Origin of the sequence: Bradyrhizobium sp. AZCC 2176, from assembly GCF_036924645.1 — a bacterium.
GTDB lineage: Bacteria > Pseudomonadota > Alphaproteobacteria > Rhizobiales > Xanthobacteraceae > Bradyrhizobium.
Window position 1 is genome coordinate 1,980,466 of the sequence record NZ_JAZHRX010000001.1, and the last position, 25,649, is coordinate 2,006,114.

Genomic DNA, 25,649 nt, shown 5'->3' on the forward strand with positions numbered 1-25,649 from the left:
GGTCCCACGCCGAGACTGGGGGCGAACGGAAGGCCGCTGCGGCCCCGCTTCCTCAAATCGGCAACGATCAGGCCGCGGCCGGTTCCGGCACCCTCAGGCGTGCGACCTGCACGGCCGCTCAGGCTACAGTGGGCGATTCCCGAAGCCGGGCTCGTGCCGGTGGGTTCGGCATGCTGTGGCTTACAGCACTGACCTTCTCGCTTGTGAAGAAGGTCCAGGCTGCCGACCCGAACATCACATTTCTGGACGACGGCAACATCACCTACAAGGACCTCGAACATGGCGCCTTCGAGCTGGTCACCAAGGAGGTGATCCCTCGACACTTCCTCGTTGAAGATCCTGGACAGACCGTCGTTCTGCGTTCGCAGGGGTCCTCGATCAGCGTTGCGCAGATCACGAACTCGGCGGCGCGAATGGCCGAGTTACAGGCGGCACAGCAGGACGCGCTCGCCACCTTCGAGAAAGGGCTGGGGTCGACCGGGTCGAGCACACCTCCGCCCCTGGAACGGCTGCCGGTGCAACCGATCAATTTCATTCAGATTGATCGTCCTCCCCCGGCGCAGGACTTGCCTGCTCTGCCCCCATCGATCTTCGCCTCGGTCCCGGAGACCATTTTCGGACAGCTGCCGCCTCCGCAGCCATCGCCGCCGACGCTGACTGCGGTGTTGGGGCCGACTGAAACCGACACCGTGGTCTTTGACGTCTTCGCTGCGACAAGCGGCACTTTCCTTGCCAGCAGTCCCAATAGCGGCGCCACATTGACCTTCGGCATCGATGGCGGAATCGCCGGCAGCACTGTCATCGACGGGGTGACGTACGATGTATCAAGGGTTGGTCCCTACGGGACGCTCTACGTGGATAGCACGACCGGCGCCTATACATTCGTTCCGGATAGTAACGCGATCAATGCGCTAACGGCGCCCACGACCACGGACTTCACCATCACCGTATCCGACGGTACGCTCTCGGCCGATCAAACCTTCACGATCGCCATCAACGGCACCAATGACGCGGCCATCATTTCCGGCACCACATCCGGCGCGGTTATCGAGGCCAGTGGCGCCGCCAACACCGCGCTCGGCACGCCAAGCGCCACCGGCACGCTTACCAACACCGACGTCGACGATGCGCCCAATACTTTCACGCCGGTGAGCGCACCGACCGCGAGCGCAAGGGGCTTCGGCACCTTCACGATGACGGCGAATGGCGTGTGGGCCTACACCATCGACCAGGCCAACAGCGCGGTGCAGGCACTCAATGTCGGTGATACGCTGACCGACACCTTCACGGTGACCACGATCGACGGCACCGCGCAGATGGTGACAGTCACCATCCACGGCGCCAACGACGCGGCAGTGATTTCCGGCGCCACGACCGGCTCGGTGACCGAGGACAGCGGCGCCAACTGCGACAAGCCGACCGCGACCGGCACGCTCACCGATACGGACGTCGACAACACGCCCAACCGCTTTACGGCGGTGAGTTGCCCGACGGCCAGCGATGGCGGCTATGGCACCTTCACGATGACGGCAGATGGCGTGTGGACCTACAAGCTCGACGACGCCAACTGCGTGGTGCAAGCGCTCGACGTTGGCGACACGCTGACCGACACCTTCACGGTGACCACCATCGACGGCACCGCGCAGGTGGTGACCATCACCATCCACGGCGCCAGCGACGCAGACCCGAACGATTTCGACTACCTGGCGACAGGGAACGCCGTGATATGCGATCCGCCCTATGTCTACGGGACCCCCAGAGGCGACAGCATCGCGGGTGGCGGTGACCGCGGCCAAATCATCTATGGCGGCGCCGGTAATGACACCATCAATGGCACCGGCAAGAGCGATCTGATCTACGCCGGCTCGGGCGATGACACGGTCAAGGGCAATGACGGGGATGACAAGATCTACGGCGGCTCGGGAAGCGATACAATCAACGGCAATAATGGCTGCGATACCATCATCGGTGGATATGGCGCGGACAATCTCAGGGGCGGCAACGGGGACGATCGTTTCGTTTATTTGTCCGCCGCAGATTCCAACGCGGCCCGGTTCGACGTTATCACCGATTTCAGATCGGGGTCCGACAGGATCGATTTGACGGCTCTTGCCGCTCTTGCCTTCTTGGCGCTGACGTCCGCAAGCACATCCGTCCCGGCGCATACGGTCGCCTGGTTCTATGACGGCACGACGAATCAAACCATTCTGTTTGTCAATCCGACAGCTCAAGTCCTCGATATCGGCGATTCCGCGCTGCTCGAAGTTCATCTGGAAGGACTTGTAACCGTTCAGGCTTCGGATTTCGTCCCCGAACCGAAGGCGGCGCCGGTCGTGGTCGCGGCCGAGCCTATCAGTCCCGAGCTGGCCGCGACGGCGGAAACCGACGACGCTGTCACAACGGTCGCCGCAGACGCTTCGCTTGATGGGCCCGACGGCGACGGCGCGCATGTCAACGGCGGAAGCTGGGCGTTGCGAACAGCGTGGAACGGCGACCACTTCGACTTTTCCCGCTTTGACGAAGCACGGACGCAACCAACCGAATCCACCCATGATGACGGAGCTGTTACTCTAACAAGCGGACCATCGCTCGAACCACAGCGTATTCACCTTACGGCACCGGCGGACAGTGACCTCGCGCTGGATCAGACTTCGACGCACGATGCCGTCGTTCACACCACGTCCAGCGCCATGCTGGACGACGATAGAGACGCGCCGCGGCGGATCGCGCATGACCGAACGCCGGATAGCGATGACTGGCTCGCGCGATCTTCCGACGATTGGTCGTTGAATTCTGTGGTGCACTCCAGCATCCGATGGAACAACGAAGATCATGGACGATGGGACGATTACAGGCCACCGACCATGGAAGACGCTGATGATGCTCATGTCGATGGACACGGTCACCATTGGGGCTCAAGCGCACTGAACAGGCATAGCACCGCGTCCCAGCATGGAGCCCATGATTTCGAGCCAACAATTGCCGATGCGGCATTTGGCTCAGCGACTCTCCGCGCGCATGGGCATGGCGACTCATTCCACTTCAAGGACAAGATTTCCGTTCTGGACGTTTCGAGTGTCGCAGACGTGGATCATGCCTCGGCGTCGGTCGGTCACGGCGGATACATTGCAAAAGCCGACGAACCACCAGCCATTTCAGAACCAGCACAAGCGATTGAGATGGCTTCATCAAGCCATCACGCGCCCGACAGTTCGGAACATCACTGGTTTGATAACATCAGCAGCGGCCCGAACCATGCGTGGAGTGGCGCCAGCAGCCATGCGCCGCACGATCTGATGGTGTGATGGAGCCGACCGATTTCGGCCCTGCCCTTCCCGCATCGCGCGAGCCGCCCTACTTCGCTTCGCTCGCCTTGATCCCCGAGCTTTCAACGAGCTTGGCCACCCGTGGCAGGTCGCTGGCGAACAGGCGCGCGTGCGCCTCGGGCGTCAGCTCGTTTTCGGGGAATGGCAGGGTTCCGAGCTGCTTCAGCTTCTCCAGCAGGACCGGCTCGGCCAGCGCCGCGCGGAGCGCGGAATTCAGTGCAGCAATGGTTTCCTTGGGCGTGCCCTTCGCCACGTAGAGCCCATGCCACATCGAGTAGCTGACCTCGGGCATGCCGAGCTCGGCGGTGGTCGGCACATCCTTCAACTGTTCCAGACGTTGCGGCGACGTAATGGCGATGCCGTGAAGGGTCCCGGCCTGAATTTGCGGCAGTGCGTTGGTTACCTGATCCCACAGCAGGTCGATCTGCCCTGCCAGCAGATCGGAAATTGCCGGAGCCGAGCCGCGATAGGCGGCGACCGTCGGCTTGAAGCCGAGCACATTGCCCATCATCACGGCGCACAAATGACTGTTGGTCCCGAGACCGCCATGCGCGAAGTTCGCCTTGTCGCCCTGCGCCTTGATCCAGTCCACAAAATCCTTCGGTCCCGCGCCGGGAATCGACTTGCGGCCGATCAGGACCATCGGCGCGTTGTTGACGAGGCCGACCGGCTCAAACGCCGTTTTGGTATCGTAGCGCAGATTGATGAACAGGCTGGGCGCCGCAAGCAGCGCGACGTGGTTGATCAGGACCGTCGAGCCGTCGGGTGCCGATCGGGCAACACGGTCATTGGCCAGCGTGCTGCCGCCGCCGACCACATTCTCGATGATGATGGTCTGGCCGAGCGTGCGCGACATCCGCTCGCCGATCAGACGCGCGACGGTATCCGTGCCGCCGCCGGCCGCGAACGGGACCACCAGCGTCACGGTCTTCGGGGTCGATTGCGCATGGGCCTGCGGCACAAGCGCCGCAATCAGCAGACCAAGACCCGTGACGGCGCTTCTAAAGGGAAGATTGATCACGATGGCGTCCTCCAAAGTCTTTGTTTTTTGTTGTTATGCCGCATTGTTGCGGACGTGCGCTCGTTGGCGAAGCCACACCGCCAAAAACAGCATAGCACCGCATGACTTCGATCATGCTGATTGCGGCCCCGCAAATCAATTGTAAAGCAAGCGTAGCTCGCCGGCGGACTGGCGTGATACTATGGCCCCCGCGATGCGAATGACACTGGGACGGATTTGAAATGAGCGAGGCTGCATACGTCGCGGTCGATTGGGGCACAAGCAGTTTTCGGCTTTGGCTCGTCGATCGGGCCGGCAATGTCCTGGGAGAACGACGCAGCCACGAGGGCATGCTGGCGGCAGCCAAGCTTGGCTTCGCGGCCGTGCTGCAATCGCATCTGGATGCCGTCGGCGCCGCGCCCGGGTTGCCCATTGTCGTCTGCGGCATGGCCGGCGCCCGGGGCGGGTGGATTGAAGCCGGTTATGTCGACACGCCGGCGCGGCTCGCATCGATCCTGAAGCAGGCCGTCGCGGTGCCGGGACAGGACCGTGACATCCGCATCCTCCCGGGAATCGCGCAGCGAGACCGCCAGGCGCCGGATGTGATGCGCGGCGAAGAAACCCAGTTGCTCGGTGCCTTGGGCATGGACGCGGCGGACGATGCGGTCGTCTGCATGCCCGGCACCCATTCGAAGTGGGTCAGGGTCAGCGGCGGGACCGTCGAACGCTTCGCGACGTTCATGACGGGAGAGCTGTTCGACGTCGTGTCGCGCGAAACGATTCTGTCCCATGCGGTGACCGGCGCCGATGACGCGGAAGACATCGAGACATTCAAGTCGGCGGTCATCGCCGCGTTTGGGACGCCTGCGTTCGCCGCCAATCTGCTATTCCAGGTGCGATCGGGTCAGCTTCTCTACGGCGGCACGCCATCGTCGGCCCGGGAAAAAATATCGGGGACCCTGATCGGTCTCGAACTGGCGGCGGGCCTCGCCGGAGAGATACCGAAGACCGGCATCACATTGGTGGCGTCAGGCAGGCTTCAGATGCTTTATCAGTTGGCGTTTGAAGCGGTTTCCGTTCCTGTCCGGTCAATCGGAGCCGAGGATGCGGTTCGTCGCGGCCTTTCGATGGCCGCGCAATCGATTTGGAACGTATGAAGGATCAGGCGATGAGCGTTATCCCATTCCCCCCGATGAAGCGTCCGCTGGTCGCGATCCTGCGCGGCGTGAGGCCCGAGGAAGCGGAGGATATCGTCAGCGTGCTGATCGACAACGGCATGACGGCGGTCGAGATCCCGCTCAACTCGCCGGATCCCTTCCGCTCTATCGAGATCGCCGTGAAGAAGTCTCCTGCCGGAATCCTGGTTGGCGCCGGCACCGTGTTGACGCTGGAAGCTGTCGAGCGGCTCCATGACGTTGGTGGACGGCTTCTGGTGACTCCCAACGTCGATCCCGAAATCATTGCCAGCGCCCGGGCACGCGGCATGGTCACGATGCCCGGCGTCTTTACCCCGACGGAGGCGCTGCTGGCCGCCAAGGCGGGCGCATCGAGCCTAAAATTCTTTCCGGCGAGCGTGCTTGGCGCCGCGGGGATCACCGCCATTCGTGCCGTTCTTCCCGCAGACCTGACGATCGCCGCCGTGGGCGGCGTCTCCGACAAGAACTTCGCGGACTACACCAAGGCCGGTATTCTTGCGTTCGGCCTCGGCAGCAGCCTCTACAAGCCGGGCATGACGGCGAAGGAAGTCGCCGTACGCGCCAAGGCGACGATCGACGCGTACGATATGGCCATTCAACAGGCGGGGTAGCGCGACGGCACTCTGCCTTGCCTGAGGCCCAGAACCGCCATGGGCTGTCCGCGCCGGCGCCTTTGCCCACGCCGCAGCGTTGGTCTAGAACGTCCGCATGACCAAATCAGTGAATGCGCCCCTGCCGTTTGACCAACTTGCCAAGGCCATCGAAGCGCGCCGTTCTGTCTATGGATACATCAGCGGACTTCGGCTTGACCGCGCCGCCCCTGGAGAGGCCTGGTCAAGCCTGCCCTACCGTCCCGTCTTCGTCGGTGACACCGAGACAGGCGTTCTTCACGGCGGCGTCGTCACGGCCATGCTCGACGAGAGCTGCGGCATGGCCGTCCAGCTTGCCCTCGATGGGACGCGATCGATTGCCACGCTGGACCTGCGCATCGACTATCAGAAACCTGCGACACCGGGCCTCGACATCAAGGCGCATTCGTTCTGCTATCGCGTCACCCGCTCGATCGCCTTCGTACGCTCAGCCGCCTACCAGGAATCCGAGGATGATCCGGTCGCCACCGCGACGGCCTGCTTCATGATTGGTGCGAACCGGACCAACATGTTGACCGACAGGCCGATACACGATGGCGCGCCACCGGCGCTCGAAGTCCCGGAGGATCCGACAAGCCCATTTGCCAACAGCCCCTTCGCGCGCTGTCTTGGTATCCGCTTCGGCGAGAATGACACGCTTGTCATGCCTTTCTCGCCAAAGATCATCGGCAACCCGGTGCTGCCCGCCATCCACGGTGGCATGACCGGCGCCTTTCTGGAAACGACCGCGATCGTGGGTGTGACGCGCGAGCTCGGCGTACTGGCACCGCCCAAGCCGATCGGTCTGACCATTAATTACTTGCGTTCCGGCCGCGCGCTGGACAGCTACGCCAAAGTTTCGATCGTCAAGCAGGGCCTGCGCATCGTCGCCTTCGAAGCGCAGGCATGGCAAGACGACCCGACCAAGCCTATCGCTTCGGCGTTCGGGCATTTCATGCTGAGGAGACGCCAGACGCAAGTTGACGCGACATCGAAATAATCGCATCCGCGGTCTCTGCCGGCTGCAGCGTAGGATGCAAATGCGTGCCTTGCAGTTTTGTAACCGGCCAGCCGCGTCGCTGTGCTTCTGTGAATGCGTGATCATGACCGGAGTGGCCGCCACCTCCTCGCCGAAGCAGCCAAGCACGTCATCTCGTGCTCGATGGAGCTCGGCGGCAACGCGCCGTTCATCGTCTTCGACGATGCCGATCTCGAGGCTGCGCTCGACGGCGCGATGGTAGCGAAAATGCGCAACGCCGGCGAAGCCTGCACCGCCGCAAACCGCATCTATGTGCAATCCGGCATCCACGACGCCTTCGCCGAAGGGCTTCGAAAGCGCATGACGGCGCTAAAAGTGGGCGCGGGCGTCGAAGCCGCCACCGAATGCGGTCCGATGATCACGAAAAAGGCCGTCGATAAGATCGATCGGCTGGTTCAGAACGCCGTCGCGGGTGGCGCGCGCGTTCTGTGCGGGGGCTCGGTCGGGAGCGGGACGGGATTTTACTATCCTCCGACAGTCCTCTGCGACGTGCCGGCCGACGCCGCGATGGCGCAGGAGGAAATCTTCGGTCTTGTGGCGCCGATCTCGCGCTTCGAACGGGAGAGCGAGGCGATCGAGCGGGCGAACGACACGGAATACGGGCTCGCTGCTTACATCTATACCCGCGATCTTGCCCGCGGCATGCGTGTAGCCGCGAAGATTGAAACGGGTATGATCGCGCTCAATCGCGGCCTCATGTCGGATCCGGCCGCCCCGTTCGGCGGCGTCAAGCAGAGCGGCATTGGACGCGAAGGCGGGCACGGGCACGGCATCGCCGAGTTCATGGAAGCGAAATATCTCGCCGTCACCATGTAGACGGGTGCAGCGCGATCCCTTCAACCGTGACCATGGGTCCGGGCCGTCAGGCTAAGGCCCTTCGAAGACAAGAGAGAGAGAGAGGAGATTAATTGTGCGCACCATCAAGGGACCGGCAATATTCCTGGCTCAGTTCGCCGCCGAAGCTGCTCCGTTTGATACCTTGGATAACATATGCGCCTGGGCAGCGGGTCTTGGATACAAGGGCGTGCAGATACCTAGCTGGGTTTCCAGCTTTATTGACCTGGAAAAGGCTGCGACGTCGAAAACATATGCGGATGAACTGCGTGGCACAGTCAATCGTCATGGACTCGAGATTTCTGAATTGTCGACGCACCTTCAGGGGCAACTGGTGGCAGTGCATCCGGCCTACTCCAGTGCTTTTGATGGTTTCGCGCCTGTTGCGGTCCATGACAATTCCTCCGCTCGGACGGCGTGGGCAATTCAACAATTGAAATGGGCCGCAAGGGCTTCGAGCAACCTTGGCCTGAACGCCCATGCAACTTTTCCGGGTGCGTTCGCGTGGCCCTTTATCTACCCTTGGCCCCAACGCCCACATGGCCTGGTCGACGATGCCTTTAGTGAGCTTGGCCGCCGATGGTTACCGATTCTGGATGAGTTCGATCGCAACGGCGTAGACGTTTGCTACGAGTTACATCCCGGCGAGGATCTGCATGACGGGGCGACTTTCGAAATGTTCCTCGATCAAGTGAAGAACCACGCTCGCGCCAATATTCTTTACGACCCAAGTCATTTTGTGCTGCAGCAACTCAAGTATCTCGATTTCATCGATATCTATCACCAGCGCATCAAGGCGTTCCACGTCAAGGATGCCGAATTCAATCCAACCGGCAGGCAGGGGGTCTATGGAGGATTTCAGTCGTGGGTTAACCGCGCCGGACGTTTCCGATCGATTGGAGACGGTCAGGTTGATTTTCGATCGATCTTTTCGAAGCTCACGGCCTACGATTACGCGGGGTGGGCCGTGCTGGAGTGGGAATGCGCACTAAAGCATCCGGAGGATGGCGCTCGGGAAGGAGCCCGGTTGATCTCCGATTACATCATACGGGTAACCGAGCGAGCTTTCGATGACTTTGCAAGCTCCGGCATAGACAGGGAAGCAAATCTGAAAATGCTTGGTCTGCAGTCAGATGAGGGCACGCCATGAGAGACGGCGAGACGTCGCGCATCCGATTGGGAATGGTCGGTGGTGGGATCGGCGCCTTCATCGGCTACGTGCACCGAATTGCATCGCGAATTGACGACGATTATGAATTGGTTGCAGGAGCGCTGTCCTCCGACCCTGCCCTGGCTCAAGAATCTGGTAGAAGCCTTGGGCTGGCCGAAGACCGGATATATACAAGCTTCGCCGAGATGGCGGCGAAAGAGTCTGCCCGCGAAGATGGCATTCAGGCCGTCTCAATCGTTACACCCAATCACCTGCATTTTGCGCCGGCCAAGGCATTTCTTGAAGCCGGAATTCATGTGATTTGCGACAAGCCTCTCACGTCAACGCTCGATGAGGCTCGTGCGCTGGCCAAGATCAAGCCCAAGAATGGCGCGAAGTTTTTGTTGACGCACAATTACACGGGTTATCCTCTGGTACGACAGGCGCGTGCCATGGTGGCGAATGGTGACTTGGGCAAGATTCGGGTCGTTCAAGTCGAGTATCCGCAAGATTGGCTAACTCGCCCACTTTCAAACAAGCAGGCGGATTGGCGCACGGATCCTGCTCGTTCAGGATTAGGCGGTGCCATCGGAGATATCGGTACGCACGCTTACAACCTTGCACGATTTGTGACGGGTCTAAAAACGGCGGCGGTAAGTGCGGACCTGTCGACTTTCGTGGAGGGCAGACGGCTCGACGATAACGTGCATATACTGCTGCGTTTTGAAGGCAATGCACGCGGGATGCTGTGGGCCAGCCAAGTTGCCGTAGGCTGCGAAAACGGTCTGCAGCTTCGCGTCTACGGCGAAAAAGCCGGGCTTGAGTGGCGCCAGGAGAATCCAAACCAGATGTGGTTCACCGGATTTGGCAGGCCCAAGCAACTTCTTACGCGAGGCGGCGCGATTTCCGGCGACGCTCCTCCGATTCAGGTTCGACTGCCGAGCGGGCATCCCGAAGGTTATCTCGAGGCGTTCGCCACACTTTACAGTCAGTTTGCTCAGCTGATCCGCTCTGGAGATGCTGCCTGTCCCGACCTGCCATCGCTCGCTGACGGACTTGAAGGAATGGAATTCATCGCTGCCGCGGTCCGATCGAGTAACAATCAGAGCATGTGGACGAGCCTCAGCGACGTGTAAGGCGCGCGGCTAGATCCAACGCCAAAAGAACTCACGACGCGCATCCTGGTGCATCGCGGCCTGCATGATCGCCGAAACCCCGCCTTCAGCCACACGCGCACCGCTTGGGAGGAAGCCATGGTCGCCATCTATCCCGATCTCGCCGGCAAGGTCGTGCTGGTCACCGGTGGTGCATCCGGCATCGGGGAAGCGATCGCGCGCGGCTTCGCGCACCAGAAATCGACCGTCATCTTCTTCGATATCGCGGACGGGGCAGGCATCAGTCTCGCGCGGGACCTTTCCGGCCAAGGACTTGCTGCCCACTTTGCGCATGTCGACGTCACGGATATCCCCGCGCTGCGCGCAGGCATCGCGGAAGCCTGCAAGGTCCACGGGCCGATCACGATTCTCATCAACAACGCGGCGCATGACGAACGGCACGCGGCCGAACAGGTGACGCCGGAATATTGGGACGACCGGATCGCAGTGAATCTCAAGCATCAATTCTTCGCGGCACAAGCCGTGCTGCCGGGCATGAAGGCCGCCCGGCAAGGCGTCATCATCAATTTCGGGCTCGACCTCCTGGATGGCAACGCAAGGCGGCATGGCGGCCTACACGGCGAGCAAATCCGGTGTCATCGGATTGACGCGCTCGCTCGCACGCGACTACGACCCCTCCAATATCCGCGTGAACGCGATCGCCCCGCTGGATCATGACCGAGCGCCAGCTCGAAAAATGGCTGACTCCGGAAAGCGAGGCCGAGCTCATGCGCCGGCAATGCCTGAAGCGGAAGCTCATGCCGGACGAGATCGCGAGATTCACCGTCTTCCTGGCATCCGACGAAGCATCGGCCTGCACCGCGCAGCATTACGTGGTGGACGGTGGCTGGGTGTGAATGCGCAGAGAAAGCAAGTGCGGTGGTCCCCCGTTCGAAGAGCGAGAGCCTCGTGCCGGTTCGTCAGGGCGTTGCATCTGACCGGCCGACTTCAGACCGGCCAGCGTCATGGTCGACGGCCGCGCCACCGGCTGCCGACGCAGGGCGGGCGGCGAGGGCGGCCGGCCCGAATCCACAGTCATCGTCTCCTGCGCGGGAGCGCCAAGCGGTTCCAGGTTTTCAAGCAGGCCGAGCCGCCGCAGGCAGGACACATCGGCAGGCTGTATGAAGCGGCCCGACATCGTGTCGCTCGGAAAGGTCGTGCGGTCGATGGCGAGTAGGTTCAGTCCGTCGCAGCGCGCCGATGATCACGACGTCGTACATTTTGGAGATCCTTTGGAGTCGGTTATTCTCGGAATTTGAACTGCAGGGCGCCTATTCCACTCCGCTTTGCGCCTTACGGCTTGCGGCCGATCACGGCGCCGTTCGCGGCGGGTGCGTCGAACCAGACCGTCTCGATGTCCCGGAATCCGGCTTCCTCGAGCCACGCCGAATATTCGGCCGGCGTGTAGTTTCGCCCTTCCGTCTCGATCAGCATGTTGAGGCTCATCAGCGCAGCCGGCGCCGGCCCGGTCTTTTCGTCATTGACGAGAAGCTCGCTGATCACGACTGCGCCGCCGCTCGGCAAAGCCTCGAAGGACCGGCGCAGCAGGGCGCGGTTCTTCGCCTCGTCCCAATCGTGCAGGATCATCGACAGGAGATGCACGTCGTGATCCCCGGGAAGCTGTTCGAAGAAGTTGCCGCCAGCGGTCTCGATGCGGTTGGTCAAGCCGGCCTCGGTAATTTTTCCCGCGGCGATCGCGGCCACGTGCGGCAGATCAAACGCGGTCGCGCGCAGCTCCCCATACTGTTTGCAAAGCTCGATGTCGTACGCGCCCGATCCGCCGCCGATGTCCAGAAGGCGGCGGAAATGACTGAGATCCACGGCTTCGCCGAGCTTGCGCGCGGTCATAGTGGAGACCGAATGCATCGCCTCCCAGAAGAGTGCCAGCATCGTCGGATCCTCGCCGTCGAACATCGAGGATTGCACTGCCGGGTCCCACGTGGTTGGCCGGTTCGTGCGCAGCGCCTCTGTAAGCCTCCCCCAGCCCGCGTAGAGCCGCTTGTCGGCCATCTGCACGAAGCCACCGAAGTAATACGGTTTCCCGCGCACGAGATAGGCTTCGCTTAACGGCGTATTGCGATAACGGCCGTCCGTTTTCTCCAGAAGCCCGAGTGCAGCGCAGCCGGTCAACAGCATCTCGGCCGGGCGTGGATGCAGGCCGAGGGCTTCCGCCAGCCCGGCAACCGTGATGCCGGCGCCGCCCGCAAGGCGGCTGAAGAGGTCCAACTCGTGCGCAGCGGCCAGAGTCTTGAAGGCCCAGAAACCGGTCGAAAGCGCCATCAGCGGGACGGCGGAAGGAAGCTCCGGCGTGGCGGCAGGAGTTTTTGTTCGAGGCATTTCGGCCTCCCATGTTCCAGACTACGACCGTGGCTTGCATGACCGTGTTGGCGAACATTGCCATCGTAGTATCGTAAGAAATTGCAGGACTGGTAGAAGTGCCAATTCATGGATTCTCGGCCAGTCCAATTCTCGTTTGGCATCGCTACGCCTTCAGGAGCGACGGAAGAAAGCTCGGGCGTGGCGGCAATCGGCTGGACGTTTGCATGCTTGGCCGGAGGCGCTGTCCGCGAAAGCTGACTGCCCATAATCACCTCTTTCAGAGCGAGTCACAGCCGCGACCGGCTGGCTTGTGGCCATCCACTCGGCGAGCTGTGGCTACCGTCTGCTGAGGTGCGAATCTGGCGGTGCGAAGTTACGCTACGATTTCAGAAGGAGCAAAATTCGCCCGCGCCATCCATACGCTCCAGGCGACCGGCGACGTCGGGCGGGTGGCGCTCTGGCTTGGTCATAGCAGTGTCGTCAGCACTGAAATCTATCTGCGCATCGATCCAGCCGAAAAGCTCGAAATCCCTGATGCCGGCGCGCCACCGCTGATCAAGAAGGGTACTTTCACTGGGGTGTCCGACCGGCTGGCGGCGATGCTCGCGACTGCGCGGGCCTCATAGTTATGTAAAGCGAGCTGGCCCTTTGACCCTCAACGGTCAGGGACCGGATGGCCGTCGCAACATAACTTCTCGCTCGACATAGTTCGGGTTATGTCGAGTTCGACATAAGCCAAACAGAGTCCAAGTTTCAGTAGCGCGAAGCAACTCCGTCGATTTTGGGGGCTTATCTGGGACCAACGCGAAATTCGATCTAAAATTTGAAATATTATCAACGACATAGCTTGATAAAGTGGCGGAGAGAGTGTCAGTCAACCCCCATTGAAAGATAATGCATTTTCGACCTTCCTGGGCCAAAATCCACCATTTGAGCTACGGCCGGAAAATGGGGTTTCGCCATAGCGCAGTTTCGCAAGGCAACCTGACACGGAGTAAGGAGGCGCGCTTTGGCACGTTGCGCGGGCGCCAGCTTTTCTTTATTTTGCAACGCGATATGCGCGCCCGAACCGAAACTCCAGTTCTGTCTCATTCGAGCGAGTAAGCAACCTGGAGAAAATCGTCGCCGAGTGCAGATAGCTTGGCAACTGACGATGTCGGCCAGAAGCTCAAAAAACAATTGCTTCCATAGGTCGTAGGATTGGCGCTGGCAGGCCGCCGCGAGACCAGCTGGGCACGCGGCGGCACGCATGCGCTGGGCGCCGCCAGATGCGCGGCGGGCTTCTGAGAGCTGACCTTAGCCAGCGGTCCGGTCCAGGCCAGGCGGCCTCGAACAGAACGGAATTGATCCGCCGATCATTCATGTGCTGCCGGGCACGCGCCTGACGTGCGGTTGAGCGCGGTTCAGCTTGAGGCGTTGCGGTCGCGCTGGGCCGATGCGGGTGAAGCTATGAGCCCAATTAGCCCCACTCCCAATGCCGCAGTTCTGAGGTAGCCAATTTTGCAATCGCTCATCGCTTTCATGACCTCTCCCCGACATCGATCAGCATCGCATATTATGCATTTCGCAGGGCAGTAAATCGCTTGCTGGTAGTAGCTTAGCAGCCTCAACCGCTGACGCCAGAAGCCAGAAGCCTCCCGCGAGGTTGCAGCGCCCAATTCAGTTTCAGCGCCTCCCGACACGATTAACCGGACCCCCGCGATTCATCGGTGTCCCAGGCCGTACTCCAACTCCGGCAGCACCGACGCCGGGAGTGACCACGGCTCGCGCGACCGGCCGCGGCCGCAGCACCACGCCGGGCCGTGCGACGCATCCCACCGGATACGCAACATATTGGCAATACACTACCGCCCCGGCCGGTTCAGTGCTTGCCGTGATGAACCCAGCCATCAGCAACGCAGATAGCGCGATCGAAAGCTTCTTCATCGTTACCTCCGCCCTTCTGACTAAACGGTTCATTGAACAATCCGCGCTGACATACGCCGCGCGACATCGCAGGCGATAAGGTGAACCTTCTTCATACCGGTGACTATGCAAAATCGGACAGTTTCTGGGGCGGCCTGAGCGGTTCAGCTTTCGGCATTACCGACTTCGGTTGCGCGCTGGCAATAGGGCTTAATATCGCTTGCGTCGCACGTTTTGTGCTACATGCGGGGTTCGAGAGAGGCTGCCGCGTGCTTCAGGATCTACGAAATCAGGTCCAGCGCCGAGTGCTCCCTGTCGCTGATCCGACGCGGCGATGGGTCAGCGTGATCGGGCTCGCTGTGGCGGTCGGCATCGCCTATTTCCTGGCGGCGCGACTGAGTCTTTCTCTACTGACAAAACCTGACGGCGTAGCCGTGTTCTGGCCGGCCTCCGGTGTTGCCGCCGGCGTCCTGATAGCGGTGGGCCGGAGTGCACGATGGCCGGTGGCAATCGGTACGATGGCGGCAACGATCGTAGCCAATCTGTTGGGAGACCGAACCTTCGCCGGCGCTATCACCTTCGCCTTATGCAATGCTGGAGAAGCGATCCTCACGGCTGTCCTTGTCGAGCGCCAATTTGGTTCGGATTTCGGCCTCGACCGGCTGCGCCACGTCCTGGGATTACTTTCGGCAGCGGTCTTCGCGGCGGCCGTCTCCGGGATCGGTGGGGCTCTGGGGTTCAAACTGTTCCACGGCTCGACGGCACCGATCCTGACCATTTGGCAGCATTGGTTTGCGGCCGACGCCCTCGGCATCGTCACGGTTGCACCGGTGTTGGTCGGAGTTGCCGCGGCCGTGCGCAACCCGCCGCCGCAGAGCGAGGCCATCGAAGGTGCCATGGCGCTCGTGGCGATAACCGCGACAAGCGCGATTAATATCTTTCTACCCCGCGAATCATGGGCGACTTTGGTGCCGCTCGCCTTGCTGTTCCCACTGTTGCTGTGGCTTGCCGCCCGCTGCCGGCCGGCGTTCGCCGCGGCGGCCGCGTTCATCGTTGCACTGACAATAGTATGGACGACTACCTTCGGCATCGGGTATTTCGGCGACCCCGATCTCCCGATCGCCGACCGCATCCTGGGTGCCCAAGCCGGCATCCTGACGACGTCGCTCTGCACGTTCGTTCTTGCCGCGCTGTTCGCAGAGCGGCGTCTGCACGAGGCAGCGCTCAGTGAGGGCGCGGCGCGGCTGCAGGAGGCGTTGACGGCCGGGGCGGTGACGGCTTTCGAATGGGATGTCCGCACCGGTTCGTCGCACCGCAGCGATAACGCGGCAAAGATTCTGGGATACGACCCGCAAGCGCCCTTTACCGGGACCGATTTTCTTGCGTCGATTCATCCGGCGGACCGCGCGCACTTCAAAGCGCACGTGAGGAATGTCCGCCCCGACAGCCCTTCGTATGCGGTCACCTTCCGTGTGATGCGTCCTGACGGCCAGGAAATGTGGCTTGAGGAAACAGCGACGGCCGAGTTCGACGCAGCCGGCCACTGTGTGCGCATCAAGGGCCTGACCCGCGACATTACCGAGCGCAAGCGGGCTGACGAGCACCAACGCTTGCTGATCGCGGAGCTTGACCACCGCGTCAAGAACGTGCTCGCGCGCGTTGCCGTGGTCGCCATGTATACGCGGCAGGCCAGCAGTACGATGGACGAGTTTATCCAAGCACTCGATCGCCGCATCCAAGGCATGGCAGTCGCTCATGAGCTACTGAGCCAAGGTCACTGGCAGGGCGTTCGCCTCGCGGATATTGTCCGCCGCCAGCTAGCTCCCTACGCGACGGACGCAAATACGACGACTGGCGGCCCCGACATCACACTCACCGCCGCGGCATCCGAGGCGCTTGGGATGGTGCTGCAAGAGCTTGTGACGAACGCCTCCAAATACGGCGCGCTGTCGATTCCGGATGGCCGGGTGTCGGTAAGCTGGGAGTGCGGCAACAGCGACGATACGGCGGCAAGTGCGACGATCGTGTGGCGTGAGACGGGAGGCCCGCCGGTATCGGCTCCCATTCAATACGGGTACGGAACCAGCCTCATTTGCGATCTCATCCCTCATGAGCTCGGCGGTACGGTCGACCTCGCGTTTTCGTCCGAGGGCGTGTGCTGCACAATCGAGATACCCCTCAAGCGCAGATGAGCGACCATCGCACGGGAGAACCCCTTCATCGATCCACCTTCCTGGCAATGATCGGGCGCAAGTTCGCAAGAAGCTGTTCCTTGCTGACGGGTTTCTGCAGAATGGCCTCGGCCTTTCCTGGGGCTAGAGAAACTACCGCGTAGCCAGTGAGCACGATAACTGGAATGCCTTGTTCATGCAGCCGATCGATCAAGCCGTCGGCCCGCTCTCCTTCTCGGAGATTAATGTCGACGATGGCTACATCCGGGGTGCGCTCGGCAACCAGGCGCTCGGCGTCCGCCGTGGTGGCGGCTGGTCCGGCCACGTCCGCTCCCAATACATGAAGCAAGGTCTTCAAGGCTTTGCCGATGTACCAGGAATCCTCGACCAACAGGATAAACACGCCCTGCAGTTCCAAATTTTCCATCCGGTCTTCCGTCAAAAGCACCCCATAATCGGAATTTTACCAATCAAAGCACACCCGGCCGCTGGCGGGCTAGTGAGCATGATGGGTTGGAGTTGAATCGACTAGCTGTAAGCGCGACGCACAGTACGAAAGGCCAGACTGAGCAATCATCGGGCCCATTGGTCCAGTTGAAGGCAAGTCAACAGGCTGACGTAGCTCGGCGTGCCGCCAACGCTTTCGTTCACGGTACAGTTTGCTCTGTTGGCCGCGGGAAACTTCGACCACCGGCTGGCCAGCTGCCGGCGGGCTTGCTGTTCATCCCTTATGCAGCTTTTTAACGATTGATCGACGGAGAGCCCGGCGGTAGCGGCAACATCGAGCTTGCAATTTCGGGCAATATCGAACTTTGGCACATTGTCAGCCACTGCAACAACCAACTGAGAACTCACGACAATCATCGAGATCGAGATAGGCATTGTGGCCTCCAGCTCGCAGTGGCTTCACGGCATTCTAAGAAACGTGCCCTCAGTCAGCTCTTCGTTCGATTTCTATGCAAGTCGGGCGCGCGTCGTCTATGCGAAAACGGATAGGCGTCCATAGAAGTCCATGTCTGATTTTTGCATAGCCGGATGCGCCCGCTTCGATAATCTTTGACTTCATCAGCGGTGAGGCGGTTCTAGTACGTAACGCATCGCCCGCGTGCCAGCGATGGACAGATGAAATCATCACGGCAGGTCATATGGGCGCAACGAATGTGACCGCTCATTTTGCCTAAGCGCTGGCCACCGGAAGCCTAAAGGAGAACACCGCGCCCCCGGTGCGGTTCTCGGCCCACAGCTCGCCGCCGTAGCTTTCGAGTATCGTTCGTGCAATTGGGAGTCCCAGCCCCGTCCCTTGCGGCTTCGTTGTGACAAACGCATTGAAAATGCTGACCAGTTTATCGTTGGGGATACCCGGGCCGGAGTCGGATATTCGGGCCTCGACCCAGTCGGTATCAGCCAGGTTTGTTCGGATCGTCAGATTATGCGGGTTGGCCACCTCTTCCATCGCGTCCACGCCGTTCATCACGAGATTGATGATGACTTGCTGCAGATGAATCGGATCGCAGCGCACCCGTAGTGGCTGCGGCGCAAGAATGGTACGTAAAATCACTCCCCGCCTCGTCACTTCAGGAGACACAATCTTGACGACGTCGCGCACGGTGTCGTTCAAATCGAGCGTCTGCAGATCGGCTTCCGTTCTGTTGTTGAGCAAATTCCGCAGGCCGCTGATGATCTCGCTCGCACGTTGCTCATCCCGGACGATATCGGAAAGGATTTCGCCAAGCTGAGCCACGTCGAGTGGATGAGCCTTGAGCAACATCTGCGCGGCCTCGGTATTGCTCAAGATAGCTCCGAGCGGCTGATTGAGTTCATGAGCGATCGAGGACGACAGAACGCTTGCGGTCGTGACCCGATTCAGACGGACGACCTCCTGACGGCGACTGGTCGCCTCCGCTTGGGCGACAAGGCGTCGCCGCCGCTCGACGAGCAGCAATGCAATGATGCCCGCCTGCAGCAGGATGGCCGCCATAACAGCCGTCAGTTGCGGGCGATATTGCTCCCAGAGGCTGGGCACGCGAAAAACAACTTCGCTGCCCGGCGGCAATTGGCTTTCACTGATGTTCCAGCGCTTCAGCTCCCTCCAGTCGTATCTGGGCGATGCCGCTGGAATCGGAGGCGTCTTGATGCTGCCCGGCGACTCTCCGCCGAGAATGCGCACGGCAACTGCGGCGGTCTGGCGGCTGACGTCGGATATGTTCGTCATCCGGCCGCCGACGATCCCTCGGCCGAAGAACGTGTCCTGTTCTGAAAAGATTGGCGCATTTGCGACCGCGTGAATCCGGTCTATGGCTCGACCGCCTTCGTGCACGACGCCGGCGGCGTCCACCAACATCTGCGCGTAGACGATGATGGTCCGGGGTGGCAGGACAGCCACCTGCTTGAGGATCTCTTCCAGCGACAGTTCATTGGAATAAGTGATCTCGACCCGGCTTGTCAGCGGTTGGAACAGCTTGCGCATCTCCTCCAGCCATCGCTTCTCGATCGGAGAACTCCCGTGCACGACGAAGACCTTGGTCGTCTCCGGAACCAACTTCAGTATCTGTTCGAGAGTGCCTAATACGTCGATAGATACGGAGACCATCGCATCGGTCGCCGGCGCATCCGGAGAAATCCGCTGCTCGAGGGCCGCGTACAAGGTTGGGACCGAAGGAAAAATCCGCTGACGGTTTTGCTGAAAGAATCGTGCCGCGGGGCCGCCGATCGTCATGATCAGGTCGAGTTTGCGCTCGGAAAACACCGCATTCAAATAGCTGACAAAGGCATCTTCGTTCCCGTCGGGGAAGCGGGCCGTCGACAGGGAGGCCTCGAAGATATCGATGGGATCTTTCGACTGAAGCCTCAACTCCTCCCGGATCTTTCTTGCGTAGTCATCCCACGGCGAGAAATCGCGGCCGACGGAATGGACAATCAGCACCCGCTTTGGCTGGGAAAAAGCCGCACCGGTCATCGCCAGGAGCAGAACGATCGAACTGAGAAATATTCGAATTATCATGCGATAAGGCGGTCCGTTTACGCGGGATGTCACGATATGACCCGGAACCCAATCCTACTCGACTTGCCCAGTACCTATTCCTGCAATCGTTAAGGAATTGGGCTCCCTTCCTCAGGGAATCCTGCCGACGGCATCGATCAGCAGCTTTGACAGAAATGGCTTCTTCAAATACGCAATGCAGCCCGCGTCGAATGCCTCCTGCCGGGTGACCTCACTATCGATGGCCGTCATGATAATGACCGGCAATTCCCTACCTGACGCGATCAACTGCCGTTGCAGGTCGATGCCGGAGATTCCGCCAAGGTGAATGTCCAGCAGCAAACAATCCGCTTCGCACTCGGCCTGGGCCTCCAAAAACGACTCTGCCGATGCAAACGTCCGGACGCGGTAGCCATGGGCCGACAAAAGGCGGTTTAGACCTTGCAGCATGCTGGGATTGTCATCGACGACAGCTATGGTGCGCATGACGAAACGATCATTGGCTGTTTGCAGTTTCGGCAAGAAAAGCAATTCCCAGTTACGGATCGCGATCAGGACTGGTTCCAGCGCGCCGCTTGCTATAGCAATCTGCCTCGGCCCTCCCTAGGACGCTATGCACAATCCGCTCCTTGCGCAGGGTCGCCGAGATCGTTGTGAAACCGCTAGGGCTTCATTTCAATCCCCAGCTTCGCCCGCATGTCCTTGAACACGACGGCGACCGCCTCAATGATCAATTGACCGGGGTTCGCCTTGCAATAGACAATGATTTCGTGCTCGGCCTCCTTTGATTTGACGATATCCATATAGTGCTTGCGAGCAAGTCCGTTGTACCAGCCGCTATACCAGGCTGTCAGGCGGTCGGCATCGCCTTGCCAGGTCCCGGCGAGTTGAGCGCATGTCAATTTCTGGACATTCAAGAACCCGTTGGCGTCGGCATAGGTGCTGAGATCGACCTGGGCGCGGGCAACCGGAATCGCCGTCGCAGACAGTATCGTTGCGAAAATCTGGGCCCTGTACATCTTGCGCTCCATTCCATTCTCCTGCTGAGCTCGTCGCCTGGTCGCTGAATTGAAGCGGGAGAAGTCAGCATCTCCCCCGCTTCCTCTCAGTAGAACGCGGATAGCGGTAGTAGCCGCACACAGGCAGCACGTACGCTCCCAACGGTCTAGGCCATCAAGGCCTGGTACGACGGTGCGATGAAGAGTTCATCCGCACGGCGAACGAGGCCGCTCCACTGGCCGCGAAAGAAGAGAAGAAGTAACCCGCAAGAGACGACATCCTCCGCACCGATGCGGAGCGGCAAGCGCCTAGCCTGCCGCTCCGTTACCGCATCACTGCACGAGCTCGATCTCGCCCGGCTTCCATGTCTTGTTGAACCACGGTTCCAGCGGACCGTAGAGGCGAAGGATCATGAACCAGCCCTTGCCCGGAATCGTCTGCACCCAGTTGCTCTCCATTCCCCCCGGGGCCTTGGGTCCGAAGTAGACATCCACCGAGCCGTCCGTATTGACCTTGACACCCTTGTTCTGGCTACTGACGCTCGGGGCTTGCTGGTCGGTTTGCACCATCGAGCGGGTCTGGTTGTCGTAGACGATGACCGACCAGAAATCCTTGACCGGGATATTTGGCGGCAGGCGCAGCTTGTAAGTGTTGCCGCCATCAAAGGGATTGCCCTTCGCATCCTGAACCGACCAGGGATATTGCGAGCCCCGGCCCACCATCTTTTCCTCCATCGCCGGCGTCACGGCGATGGCAAAGTAATAGTAGAAGACTGCACCGTCCAGGTTGCTGACACCGGGCGCCACCTCGAACTTGTAGCCGCCGAAAAACGGCAGGCGCCACGTACTGTCCGGATAGAAATACGCATCCTTCGCGCGAACCTTGAAGGCGATCGTCCGCGCCGTCACGGCGCCAATATTGGCGGCGTCGATGAGGATCTTCTTCATCCGCTCATCGGGATTGAAGGGCTGGCCCTTGACGATGCCGATCGAGGCGAACAGGCCCAGGGTGGTGGGATCGGAACCGTTGGCCGGCTCTTCCTGGATGACCTGGTTCAACAAACTCCAGAACGAGTAGTCACCCGGCGAGACGAAGTTCGAGGGAATGCCGGAAGCATTGACGAATTTCATCGGCGGCGGGTTGGCGGCCTCGGCCAAGGGATAGATCCGCAGGTTCTTCTTGACCGAATCGACCGCAGGCTGAGTGGAGCGGTCCACAACGAAGGCGCGAAATACGAGGTAGCTGCCGAAAGTGCTCGGCCGCACGACGTGATACCCCGGTGGTATGTCGCCCTTGAATCCAGGCGGCAACAGGAGGTATTTGCCGCCCTCACCCTTGTCGGCCCCGGTGATGCCGATGTCGCCCACCCACTTGTACCAGAAGTCGTCGATCATCCCCAGCACCTTGGGCGGAATCTCGGCCACCAACGGTCCCTTGCTGGTGTCGACCCACATGAAGTTGTAGATCGTGTTGTCGTTGCCAGTCAGGGCGACCGTCTTCGAATCCATCAGATTTTCCCAGATCACATTGGTCTGGTTATCGGGTCCGAACTTGCGCAGCGAGTCGCGCATGCCGGCCTGATTGACGATCGGAATCGCCAGCAGATAAGCCTGGAGCGCGCGCGAACGGTCCAGGTTGTCGTAGATCTTGTCGACCGTATCGGCCGACGGGTAGCCGTGATTGAGATTCAGCGTCCCGATCGAGGACTCGATCTTGTCCGGCACGGCGACGCCCGGCGCGATAGGCGTCGTCATCTTGTAGGTCTGTGCGGAAGCGGCGCCCAAGCCCATCAGTACCACTGCAACGGTGGCGCAAAGCAGTCTCGTCGTACGCATCACAGCTCTCTCCTCGTCGACAGCCACTGCAAGAGTAGCGCTGGCCAATCTCAGGTAGCGTTTCATGGTGCTTCGTCCCTTGTTGCAGTCCGGGCTGCGCGGCGCCTCATCCGGCGGCACCGTGCATCGGCGGGTCGGAGATAATTACTACGCGGCAATGATACCGGGTGGCTGCCATGTCCCTTTGCCGACCGGCAGAATTGAAGGCGCTTCTGTTTTCGGCCAGTAGAGCCGCATCACGAGGTAGATCGGACCGTCCGGCGCCGGCAGCCAGTTCGATTCCTTGTCCGCGCCCGGCGATTTGTGCTGGATGTAGAGCGTCAGCGACCCGTCCGCGTTCTTCTTCAAGGACGAGAGCATCGGCGAATTGATCAGGTAGCGGTTGATCGGATTCTCGATCAGCAGTTGGGTCTTGCCATCGTACATCGTCACCGACCAGAAGGCGTTGACCGGCGGCAATTGACCGGCCGGGAAGGTGAGCGTGTAGTTGTGCTTGGCGCCGTCGAGCGTCTTGCCCTCGGCGTCGACGCGCGTGAGCGGATAGACCGCCTCGACCGAATCGTTGCCGTAGATGCCCGCCTTGGCGCCCGTGGCGCGTTTCAGCCAGTCGCCGTTGTAGAACGCGGCATTGCCAAAGAAGGAGTGGACCTGCCATCCGTTGAGCGATACGCCGCCCTTTGCGACGGCCTCGTCGACTTTTCGTTCGCCTTGCTTCATTCCGACGAGAATCTCCGCCTTATGCTCAAGCGGGAGATCCTTGAAGCTGAAGGTCTTTCCCGGCCCCACGCCGATGCGCGCAAGCTTCGCGCGGATATCCTTCTCGCTCTCGAGCGCCGGCGCGAACTGCAGGCAGAAATCGAGATACTCGAAGAAGTTCGTTTTCGCGAGTTCCTTGTCGATCTTCGGAAAATTCACGGGCGAAGCGGGCGGCGCCAGCTGCTTCAGATAGGCGGAAAGCGGCTGCGCCTTATAGCCGGCTTGCACCTTCATCACGTTGTCGATGTCGCCCGGATCAAAAAGCTGGGTGCGGAAGAGAACGAACGAAAACTGCGTGGTCGACTGGAACACGTTCTTGACTCCGGCGGGAGTTGCTCCCTTCCACTCCGGTCCGACGACCATGTAGTCGCCAGCCTCGCTTCCAGTGGCGCGGCTGCCGATATAGCCGTAGTTGAATGTGTTGCCGTCGATCAGCTGGACAGCGTAGTAGCGCTTCGGGTCCACCGCCGGGACCGAAACCACCATCGGCTCCGCCCTCAGGTCCACCCACAAAATCGAATAGGGCGTGTCGCTGTTCGGCGTAATGACGGCGGTGTCCTTATAAGTAGCGACGTGGGATAAGTTGTTGATCTGATTGAACGGCGCCTTGAACTGCCCCGAATTCCGATCAACGGCAAATTCGTACATGGTGCCGTAGTTCATCACGATCGGCAGGCCGTAGATGAAGCCGGCCTCGGCGATGTCCTTGGCCTCGATGATACCGGGATAGCTTTGCGCCATCAGCAGGCTTGGCCTGGCAATCGCGGCGCCGGCGGCGATCGCCACAGTGGAACGAAGTAAATCTCGCTTCGTCAACATTTGCACTACTCCTTAACTCGATTGAATTGTCGAATCGATCTGCATTCGGACGTCTGTCAAACCCGCTTGACGCCGGGCGGCTGCCAGGTGCCTTCGCCGGCCGGCAGGATGGACGGCGCTTCCGTCTTCGGCCAGTACAAGCGCATCACGAGATAGATCGTGTCATTGGGCGCAGGCAGCCAATTTGCTTCCTTGTCCGCGCCGGGGCTGTCCTTCTGGACGTAGAGGGTGAGCGAGCCATCCTCATTCTTCTTCATGCCGGGCAACATCGGCGAGTTAATGAGGTAGCGGTTGATCGGGTTCTTGATCAGGAGCTGGCTCTTGCCGTCATACATCGTCACCGACCAGAAGGAGTTCACCGGCGGCAGTTGTCCCGCCGGGAAGGTCAGTGTGTAATTGTGCTTGCTGCCGTCGAGCGTCTGGCCGTCGCTGTCAACGCGCGTGAACGGATAGGTCGCTTCCGCCGGGTCATTGCCATAAATGCCGGCCTGAGCGGCGACGGCACGCTTCAACCAGTCGCCATTGTAGTGGGCGCTATCGCCCGGAAGACCGCTAACCCGCCAGCCATTGATCGCCTTGCCGGCATTTGCGACGGCCTCGTCGACCTTCCGCTGGCCCTCCTTCATGCCGAGGCCAAGCTCCAGCTTATGCTCCAGTGGCAGGTCCTTGAAGTTGAGGGTCTTGCCCGGCCCGACGCCGATGCGTGCCAGCTTGGCGCGTATCTCCTTCTCATTCCCCTGTTCCGGCGCGAATTGCAGCGCGAAGTCGAGATAATCGAAGAAGTTGGTCTTCACGAGTTCCTTGTCGATCTTGGGGAAGTCGATGGTTGGCGCGGCCGGCGGCGGCGTCTGCTTCAGATAGGTCGAGAGCATCTGCACCTTGTAGCCAGCTTGCACCTTCTTGACGTTGTCGAGGTCATCCGGGCCGAAAAGCTGGGTGCGATAGCCCGCGAGGGAAAACTGTGTGCTCGAACGAAACACCTGTTTGATGCCCGCCGGGGTGTCGCCCTTCCAGTCGGGCCCGACCACCATGTAGTCGCCGGCCTCGCTCCCTGTGGCTCGGGTGCCGATATACCCGTAATTGTAGGTATTGCCGTCGCAGAGCATGACCGAGTAGTAGCGCTTCGGGTCGATTGCCGGCACCGAGAGCACCACCGGCTCCGCCCGCAAATCCAGCCACACGAAGGAATAGGGCGTGTCGCTGTTTGGCGTGACGATTGCCGTGTCCTTGTAGGTGTAGACGTTGGGTTCGTTCTTGATCTGGTTGAACGGCGCCTTGAACTGCCCCGAATTGCGATCGACCGCGTACTCGTACATGATGGCATAGTTCATCACGATTGGCAGGCCGTAGATGAACCCTGCCTCGGCGATGTCCTTGGCCTCTAACGGCCTGGGCCAATCGGCTTTGTTCTGCGCAATTGCCGGGGTGGACTTCGCCGTTGTGACGGCGAGCGCAGTCATCGCAGCGGAACGAAGCAGATCGCGTTTCGTCAACATGGTGTCGGCTCCTTGTTTGTTGATTTGTGCAGTTGTTGTTC

At 60.6% G+C, this 25,649-nt stretch carries 19 protein-coding genes and 2 pseudogenes; 10 read left to right on the plus strand and 11 right to left on the minus strand.

Annotated elements, in window-relative coordinates; translation table 11 throughout:
- Positions 1-170: 170 nt before the first annotated feature.
- A complete protein-coding gene (locus tag V1288_RS09050; protein ID WP_334356711.1) occupies positions 171-3,305 on the plus strand; it encodes a VCBS domain-containing protein in 3,135 nt (1,044 codons plus the stop codon).
- Between the two features lie 49 nt (positions 3,306-3,354).
- Here the strand turns inward: V1288_RS09050 and V1288_RS09055 are convergent, their stop codons facing one another.
- Positions 3,355-4,347: a Bug family tripartite tricarboxylate transporter substrate binding protein gene (locus tag V1288_RS09055; RefSeq protein ID WP_334356712.1), complete on the minus strand. Its 993-nt coding sequence runs from the start codon at positions 4,345-4,347 to the stop codon at positions 3,355-3,357.
- Positions 4,348-4,568: 221 nt separating this feature from the next.
- Here V1288_RS09055 and V1288_RS09060 point away from each other — a divergent pair, with 221 nt between their 5' ends.
- The 7 genes and pseudogenes from V1288_RS09060 to V1288_RS09090 all read left to right on the plus strand — a co-directional run bounded on the left by V1288_RS09060 (position 4,569) and on the right by V1288_RS09090 (position 11,185).
- Positions 4,569-5,483, plus strand: a complete 915-nt coding sequence (locus V1288_RS09060) for a 2-dehydro-3-deoxygalactonokinase (protein WP_334356713.1) — start codon at positions 4,569-4,571, stop codon at positions 5,481-5,483.
- An 11-nt stretch (positions 5,484-5,494) separates the two neighbouring features.
- Complete coding sequence (locus V1288_RS09065; protein WP_334356714.1) at positions 5,495-6,133, plus strand: 2-dehydro-3-deoxy-6-phosphogalactonate aldolase; 639 nt, start codon at positions 5,495-5,497, stop codon at positions 6,131-6,133.
- Positions 6,134-6,230: 97 nt separating this feature from the next.
- Positions 6,231-7,151 carry a PaaI family thioesterase gene (locus V1288_RS09070; protein ID WP_334356715.1) on the plus strand — a complete coding sequence of 307 codons (921 nt, stop codon included), beginning with the start codon at positions 6,231-6,233 and terminating at the stop codon, positions 7,149-7,151.
- Positions 7,152-7,265: 114 nt separating this feature from the next.
- Positions 7,266-8,006 (plus strand): annotated as a pseudogene (locus V1288_RS09075) (aldehyde dehydrogenase family protein); the annotation flags it as partial.
- A 94-nt stretch (positions 8,007-8,100) separates the two neighbouring features.
- The gene (locus tag V1288_RS09080) at positions 8,101-9,174 is read left to right on the plus strand and encodes a sugar phosphate isomerase/epimerase family protein (protein WP_334356716.1); all 1,074 of its coding nucleotides are present in this window, start codon (positions 8,101-8,103) and stop codon (positions 9,172-9,174) included.
- The gene (locus V1288_RS09085; RefSeq protein ID WP_334356717.1) at positions 9,171-10,310 is read left to right on the plus strand and encodes a Gfo/Idh/MocA family protein; all 1,140 of its coding nucleotides are present in this window, start codon (positions 9,171-9,173) and stop codon (positions 10,308-10,310) included. Before V1288_RS09080 ends, V1288_RS09085 begins: the two co-directional genes overlap by 4 nt.
- Before the next feature lie 117 nt (positions 10,311-10,427).
- Positions 10,428-11,185, plus strand: a pseudogene (locus V1288_RS09090) (SDR family NAD(P)-dependent oxidoreductase).
- 436 nt (positions 11,186-11,621) lie between these two features.
- Here the strand turns inward: V1288_RS09090 and V1288_RS09095 are convergent.
- Positions 11,622-12,608: a methyltransferase gene (locus tag V1288_RS09095; protein WP_334356718.1), complete on the minus strand. Its 987-nt coding sequence runs from the start codon at positions 12,606-12,608 to the stop codon at positions 11,622-11,624.
- Positions 12,609-13,012: 404 nt separating this feature from the next.
- On the opposite strand from V1288_RS09095, the gene V1288_RS09100 reads away from it, so the two are divergent.
- Positions 13,013-13,273, plus strand: coding sequence for a hypothetical protein (locus V1288_RS09100; RefSeq protein WP_334356719.1), 261 nt, complete (start codon positions 13,013-13,015; stop codon positions 13,271-13,273).
- Between the two features lie 1,039 nt (positions 13,274-14,312).
- Here the strand turns inward: V1288_RS09100 and V1288_RS09105 are convergent.
- Positions 14,313-14,573, minus strand: coding sequence for a hypothetical protein (locus tag V1288_RS09105; RefSeq protein ID WP_334356720.1), 261 nt, complete (start codon positions 14,571-14,573; stop codon positions 14,313-14,315).
- Positions 14,574-14,653: 80 nt separating this feature from the next.
- Here V1288_RS09105 and V1288_RS09110 point away from each other — a divergent pair, with 80 nt between their 5' ends.
- Positions 14,654-16,744: an MASE1 domain-containing protein gene (locus V1288_RS09110; protein ID WP_334356721.1), complete on the plus strand. Its 2,091-nt coding sequence runs from the start codon at positions 14,654-14,656 to the stop codon at positions 16,742-16,744.
- 25 nt (positions 16,745-16,769) lie between these two features.
- Here V1288_RS09110 and V1288_RS09115 read toward each other — a convergent pair whose 3' ends face one another.
- From V1288_RS09115 to V1288_RS09150, 8 genes are all read right to left on the minus strand, one after another.
- Positions 16,770-17,150 (minus strand): response regulator, encoded by a 381-nt coding sequence (locus V1288_RS09115; protein ID WP_334356722.1) that lies wholly within the window; start codon positions 17,148-17,150, stop codon positions 16,770-16,772.
- A gap of 146 nt (positions 17,151-17,296) precedes the next feature.
- Positions 17,297-17,605: a hypothetical protein gene (locus V1288_RS09120; RefSeq protein WP_334356723.1), complete on the minus strand. Its 309-nt coding sequence runs from the start codon at positions 17,603-17,605 to the stop codon at positions 17,297-17,299.
- Between the two features lie 295 nt (positions 17,606-17,900).
- Positions 17,901-19,724, minus strand: coding sequence for a sensor histidine kinase (locus V1288_RS09125; RefSeq protein WP_334356724.1), 1,824 nt, complete (start codon positions 19,722-19,724; stop codon positions 17,901-17,903).
- 111 nt (positions 19,725-19,835) lie between these two features.
- A complete protein-coding gene (locus tag V1288_RS09130; RefSeq protein ID WP_334361258.1) occupies positions 19,836-20,189 on the minus strand; it encodes a response regulator transcription factor in 354 nt (117 codons plus the stop codon).
- A 176-nt stretch (positions 20,190-20,365) separates the two neighbouring features.
- Positions 20,366-20,722 carry an HdeA/HdeB family chaperone gene (locus V1288_RS09135; protein ID WP_334361259.1) on the minus strand — a complete coding sequence of 119 codons (357 nt, stop codon included), beginning with the start codon at positions 20,720-20,722 and terminating at the stop codon, positions 20,366-20,368.
- A gap of 312 nt (positions 20,723-21,034) precedes the next feature.
- Positions 21,035-22,540 carry a DUF1254 domain-containing protein gene (locus V1288_RS09140; protein WP_334361260.1) on the minus strand — a complete coding sequence of 502 codons (1,506 nt, stop codon included), beginning with the start codon at positions 22,538-22,540 and terminating at the stop codon, positions 21,035-21,037.
- A 144-nt stretch (positions 22,541-22,684) separates the two neighbouring features.
- On the minus strand, positions 22,685-24,112 hold the full coding sequence (locus tag V1288_RS09145) for a DUF1254 domain-containing protein (RefSeq protein ID WP_334356725.1): 1,428 nt from the start codon (positions 24,110-24,112) through the stop codon (positions 22,685-22,687).
- A 56-nt stretch (positions 24,113-24,168) separates the two neighbouring features.
- Positions 24,169-25,608 (minus strand): DUF1254 domain-containing protein, encoded by a 1,440-nt coding sequence (locus V1288_RS09150; protein ID WP_334356726.1) that lies wholly within the window; start codon positions 25,606-25,608, stop codon positions 24,169-24,171.
- Between the last annotated feature and the right edge of the window lie 41 nt (positions 25,609-25,649).

Excerpts from the sequence above, each read along its gene's own strand:
- V1288_RS09130 (WP_334361258.1), bottom strand. The coding sequence starts at position 20,189 with ATGCGCACCATAGCTGTCGTCGATGACAATCCCAGCATGCTGCAAGGT.
- V1288_RS09065 (WP_334356714.1), top strand. The coding sequence starts at position 5,495 with ATGAGCGTTATCCCATTCCCCCCGATGAAGCGTCCGCTGGTCGCGATC.
- V1288_RS09135 (WP_334361259.1), bottom strand. The coding sequence starts at position 20,722 with ATGTACAGGGCCCAGATTTTCGCAACGATACTGTCTGCGACGGCGATT.
- V1288_RS09105 (WP_334356720.1), bottom strand. The coding sequence starts at position 14,573 with ATGAAGAAGCTTTCGATCGCGCTATCTGCGTTGCTGATGGCTGGGTTC.
- V1288_RS09085 (WP_334356717.1), top strand. The coding sequence starts at position 9,171 with ATGAGAGACGGCGAGACGTCGCGCATCCGATTGGGAATGGTCGGTGGT.
- V1288_RS09145 (WP_334356725.1), bottom strand. The coding sequence starts at position 24,112 with ATGTTGACGAAGCGAGATTTACTTCGTTCCACTGTGGCGATCGCCGCC.
- V1288_RS09120 (WP_334356723.1), bottom strand. The coding sequence starts at position 17,605 with ATGCCTATCTCGATCTCGATGATTGTCGTGAGTTCTCAGTTGGTTGTT.
- V1288_RS09115 (WP_334356722.1), bottom strand. The coding sequence starts at position 17,150 with ATGGAAAATTTGGAACTGCAGGGCGTGTTTATCCTGTTGGTCGAGGAT.
- V1288_RS09095 (WP_334356718.1), bottom strand. The coding sequence starts at position 12,608 with ATGGCGCTTTCGACCGGTTTCTGGGCCTTCAAGACTCTGGCCGCTGCG.
- V1288_RS09060 (WP_334356713.1), top strand. The coding sequence starts at position 4,569 with ATGAGCGAGGCTGCATACGTCGCGGTCGATTGGGGCACAAGCAGTTTT.
- V1288_RS09125 (WP_334356724.1), bottom strand. The coding sequence starts at position 19,724 with ATGATAATTCGAATATTTCTCAGTTCGATCGTTCTGCTCCTGGCGATG.
- V1288_RS09050 (WP_334356711.1), top strand. The coding sequence starts at position 171 with ATGCTGTGGCTTACAGCACTGACCTTCTCGCTTGTGAAGAAGGTCCAG.
- V1288_RS09070 (WP_334356715.1), top strand. The coding sequence starts at position 6,231 with ATGACCAAATCAGTGAATGCGCCCCTGCCGTTTGACCAACTTGCCAAG.
- V1288_RS09150 (WP_334356726.1), bottom strand. The coding sequence starts at position 25,608 with ATGTTGACGAAACGCGATCTGCTTCGTTCCGCTGCGATGACTGCGCTC.